This window comes from Enterococcus villorum, assembly GCF_007990225.1.
GTDB lineage: Bacteria > Bacillota > Bacilli > Lactobacillales > Enterococcaceae > Enterococcus_B > Enterococcus_B villorum.
This window is the reverse complement of sequence record NZ_BJWF01000068.1, coordinates 1-4,445: the sequence shown is the minus strand read 5'-3', so window position 1 is coordinate 4,445 and position 4,445 is coordinate 1. Positions and strand designations below refer to the sequence as shown.

At 35.1% G+C, this 4,445-nt stretch carries 7 protein-coding genes; all 7 read right to left on the bottom strand.

The genetic code is table 11. The features are described from left to right. Positions 1–90 precede the first annotated feature (90 nt). A complete protein-coding gene (locus EVI01_RS13155) occupies positions 91–324 on the bottom strand; it encodes a DUF2969 domain-containing protein (RefSeq protein WP_010752507.1) in 234 nt (77 codons plus the stop codon). 75 nt (positions 325–399) lie between these two features. Beyond that, positions 400–1,284 carry an ROK family protein gene (locus EVI01_RS13150; RefSeq protein WP_010752508.1) on the bottom strand — a complete coding sequence of 295 codons (885 nt, stop codon included), beginning with the start codon at positions 1,282–1,284 and terminating at the stop codon, positions 400–402. A gap of 80 nt (positions 1,285–1,364) precedes the next feature. Beyond that, positions 1,365–1,814, bottom strand: coding sequence for a GNAT family N-acetyltransferase (locus EVI01_RS13145; RefSeq protein ID WP_025480756.1), 450 nt, complete (start codon positions 1,812–1,814; stop codon positions 1,365–1,367). Positions 1,815–1,848: 34 nt separating this feature from the next. Next, positions 1,849–2,115, bottom strand: a complete 267-nt coding sequence (gene yidD, locus EVI01_RS13140; protein WP_010752510.1) for a membrane protein insertion efficiency factor YidD — start codon at positions 2,113–2,115, stop codon at positions 1,849–1,851. Positions 2,116–2,288: 173 nt separating this feature from the next. Next, positions 2,289–2,465, bottom strand: a complete 177-nt coding sequence (locus EVI01_RS13135; RefSeq protein ID WP_010752511.1) for a DNA-directed RNA polymerase subunit beta — start codon at positions 2,463–2,465, stop codon at positions 2,289–2,291. A 12-nt stretch (positions 2,466–2,477) separates the two neighbouring features. Continuing rightward, positions 2,478–3,779 (bottom strand): UDP-N-acetylglucosamine 1-carboxyvinyltransferase, encoded by a 1,302-nt coding sequence (murA, locus tag EVI01_RS13130; RefSeq protein ID WP_025480757.1) that lies wholly within the window; start codon positions 3,777–3,779, stop codon positions 2,478–2,480. A gap of 94 nt (positions 3,780–3,873) precedes the next feature. Next, a complete protein-coding gene (locus EVI01_RS13125) occupies positions 3,874–4,104 on the bottom strand; it encodes a DUF1146 family protein (RefSeq protein ID WP_010752513.1) in 231 nt (76 codons plus the stop codon). Between the last annotated feature and the right edge of the window lie 341 nt (positions 4,105–4,445).

Sequence of the window (4,445 nt, the reverse complement as noted above, 5' to 3'; positions counted from 1 at the left end):
TCCAAAAGGTTTGTATCAACCTGACTTAGTTATAATACCTAATTTTCCAGATTTATGCAACCCTTTATTGAAAATTTTTTTGATATTTTTTTATTCATGCAGATTCCAGTGACGAATCACTGTTTCTATCGCATTTTCAAGGCTTTTTTCTTTACCAAAATCTTCTTCACCAAAGAAAATTTCAAATTCTTTTGGTCCATAAGCCAAAATTTCACCAATCATTTTTTTGCCAATAAATAACTGAGTGACTTCATAGTTTGTTCCATTAATTTGTTTTTTGATTTCTTCGATACGAACTTCAATATCTTTATTTTTTTTTGACATCTTTTCCACCTCCATGATAGTTTATCATATTCAAAGATGGAATACATGTCTTATGTCTAAAAGTTTTCTCTTAGCCTAAACCAAACCTTCACGTCTTGCGTTAAAGTTTGCTGCTGCCCCGATCAGATTAGCGTCATTACGATAATCACATAACAAAATTTTGGGATCAAAATCATTTAATTCAAATTGTTTCGTCAATCGCTTCATTCGTAGATTAATTTCTTCTAATAATCCTTCTTTTGCTGAAATTCCACCACCGATTACAATCACTTCTGGATCAGTTGTAAATTGAATACTAAACAGCCCTTTTGTTAAGTAATCATAAAATTTCTCTACTTCTTCCCTTGCAATTTTATCTCCTTTTTCTGCCAATTCAAATACTTCTTTTCCGCTATAAGAAGATCGTTCGACACCTTTACGTTCACAATACCGCCAAGCCATTTGAACAGCGGTTCCTAACATACTAAACGTTTTATCTCCTTCTAAGAACATTAGACCAAATTCTCCGCCGTATAGATGAGCACCTTTATTTAATTGACCATTATTAAAAATAGCTCCCCCGACACCAGTACCAAGTACAACAAAGGCTACATTTTGGTATTCTTTTGCTGCTCCTTCATAATATTCAGCCATCCCGGCACAATTTGCATCATTTTCGATCGTGACTGGCAATTGAAACAGTTCTTCTAGTTCTTGAAAAATATTAAATCCATGAATATAGGAAATAGCACTGATCCCTTCTATTGTTTGTTTTTCGTGATTTACTACGCCTGGTGAACTGATCGCCACACCTTCGATCGTTGTCAAGGTAGCTATTTTATTAAACTCTACCAATAAATGCGTTTTCATTTTTTCCCATGTTTTTGGAGTGGGAAACTGACCATTATAATCTAGTTTTTTCCCATTCCAATACCCATATTTGACTGCTGAACCACCAAAATCAAAAACTAAAATTCCCATCGTTATTTTCTCTCCTTTTCTCATACTGCTCTTATTCTAAGATAATTCGCATGATTTTGAAAGCCTTTTTACAATGGGATTTAAACTCGTATTTCTAACGTCACTTGATCTCGCAATAATTTTCCGTTCTCATAAATGGGTTCTTGGTAGTTCTTGATGAAATAATCTCTTTCAATAATTGTTGCTTTAAACCCAACTTTTCGATATAAATGTAAGGCATTTGACGTAATACTGCCAGTTCGTACGATGATTTTTTGTTGCGTTGTTTTGATTTTTTGTAATTCTTGTAGCGTGTATATTAATAAATTGTAACCAATACCTTTATTTTGTTCTTTAGACGTTACTGCTACGTTCATTATTTCAAATTCTGTCTTTCTTACAACAAAAATGATAACACCTAAAATAGCGTTATCTCTTTGCCAAACAAAACCAGTGCCACTATCTATGTACTGCTGCACTTTCTCCTTATCAGGATCGGCATCTAACAGCAATGACCATGGCAGATTTGCTTTATCGAGTGGCATGATCATGTGTATCTTGGATGATACTTTAGCTTTATTGTCCTTATTCTCCATAATCAGGCATCTCTTTGTCTTTTTTATTTCTCGTTAATTGATAGTTTAACGGTACGTAATCAATACCACCTTTAACGAATGGATGGCATCGTAAAATGCGCGCTGTACCCATTAATGTTCCTTTAAATGCTCCGTGAATTTGAATAGCTTGTATCATATAATTAGAGCAAGTCGGGTAGTACCGACAACTAGGGGGAAAAGCTGGAGAAATAAATCGTTGATAAAAACGTACGAAAGAAATCAACATTTTTTTCATAACTACACCTCATTTTTATTTGACCATTCTTGTTTTCGAAGAAGGGACAAGATTCTAATGTATGACCGCAATCATCTCATGAATGACAGAATAAAAAAGGATTTCTCAAAACTGAATCGCCGTTTGAAGAAATCCTTTTTATTGTCTCAAAACTTTATGCTTAACACTACTCTTTAACTGAAAAATGCTTGAATGTGAAGCCATAAGCTTGGTTGAAATACTCTTAAAGGATTTCCGCCACCGACTACACCATATCCAATCATTGTTCCAGCAATAAATAAAAGAATCAGTAATAGTATGACGACTAAAATCTTCACCAAACTGATTAAAATATAGCGTTGGCTATTCATTTATCCACGTCCTTAAGCAATGATTTGTGCTGTCTTAACAGTAGGCGTTTGATCCGTTTCTACACGTTCCACATCGGCACCTAAGTTTTGCAATTTAATATGAAATTGATAATAGCCACGATCTAAGTATTTAAGGTTACGGACACGTGTAATACCATTTGCTTTTAGACCAGCCAATACAAGTGCTGCTGCTGCTCGTAAATCAGTCGCATATACTTCAGCACCTTGTAATTCATGTTTCCCATCCATTATCGCTACGTTTCCATCAATTTTAACATGCGCATTCATTCGTCGCATTTCTTCTAAATGTTGGAATCGATTTTCAAAAACTGTTTCGGTGACGACACTTGTTCCTTCTGCTACTAATTGAATAGCTGTCATTTGTGCTTGCATATCTGTAGGGAAGCCTGGATGTGGCATTGTTTTCACATCCGTTGGTAAAATATGTTTTGGTCCAACTACACGGATACCCTCTTCTTCTTCAGTAATTGTCGCACCCATTTCAATTAGCTTAGAAATCAATGGACGATTGTGTTCTGAAATCGCATCTGCAATCAAAACATTTCCTTGAGTCATCGCCGCTGCTACCATAAAGGTACCCGCTTCAATTCGGTCTTGAACAATCGAGTGTTTTACTGCATGAAGATGCTCAACGCCTTCAATACGCATTGTCTCAGTTCCAGCGCCATAAACGTTTGCGCCCATTTTATTTAAAATATTGGCAAGGTCAACAATTTCAGGCTCACGAGCCACGTTTTCAATAATTGTTGTTCCTTTGGCTTTCACAGCTGCCATCATAATATTTTGAGTAGCTCCAACGCTTGGAAAATCTAAATAAATCGTATTTCCTATTAATTGATCAGCAATTGCTTCAATATAGCCATTCTTTTGAATGATTTTTGCTCCCAATGCTTGGAAACCTTTCAGGTGTAAATCAATTGGTCGTTTCCCAATTGCACATCCTCCTGGCATGGCAACCTTTGCATGACCATTTCTAGCAAGTAATGGACCCATTACAACGATAGAGGCACGCATTTGGCTTACGTACTCATATGGTGCTTCAATTTCTAACTGTCTTGACGCATCAAGCGTTACTTGATTCTTTTCTTCATCAAACTCTACATCCACATTTAAATGACGAATCACTTGATTCATCGTGAAAACGTCCGAAAGTATCGGAACATTATCTAAAACGGTTGTTCCTTCTTCAGCCAACAAACTAGCAGCTAAAATTGGCAAAACAGCATTTTTAGCTCCCTCGATTTTTACTGTTCCATTTAATTGATTGCCACCTTTGACGATGATCTCTTCCATGTTGTTCCCCCCAAAAATTCCCATGAGCTACGAAAGCTCAAAATCTTTTCTATTATATCATTTTTGCTATTAAAAAAATAGTACCTTTTTTCAACTATAGGCTAACGAAAAGATTTCGGTACAAAGCAATGATTTCTAAGAAAAAATTGCTGGCAGTATACCCTAAAAAAATGGAAAAAAGTACGATTGCCATTCGAATTTGTGTATTATGTAACTTTTTAAAAAACATGTCAATACGTAAGGAACGTAACGACCAAAAAGCTAAATAAATAAAAGCCAAATGACTGACGATCCGGATAATCGCATCAATCCCGTATACTTGCATAGTGACGCCCTTTCTAAGTTTTGTTTTTATAATAACTAACAAAATGATGATACCATAAATTAGAAAAATATAAAAATTATTGGTTGCAAAAAATAAAAAATGTTTTTTAACAATCAGTGAACATCATTGAACGTTTTGACTTTTGACAAATGTTTTTCTAACGGAAACGATACTTTTTATTCTATCACATAGTCATTCACTCAATCTTTTGATCAAATTTTGCTTGATTTCTCTAACAGAAAATAGCTTGAAACGAAAGTAAAGAATACTTTCGTTTCAAGCTATTTCCATATCTTCGTTTTTAATTCTTGAAGCAGAGCATGCGGTGTTCCATAGCCAGC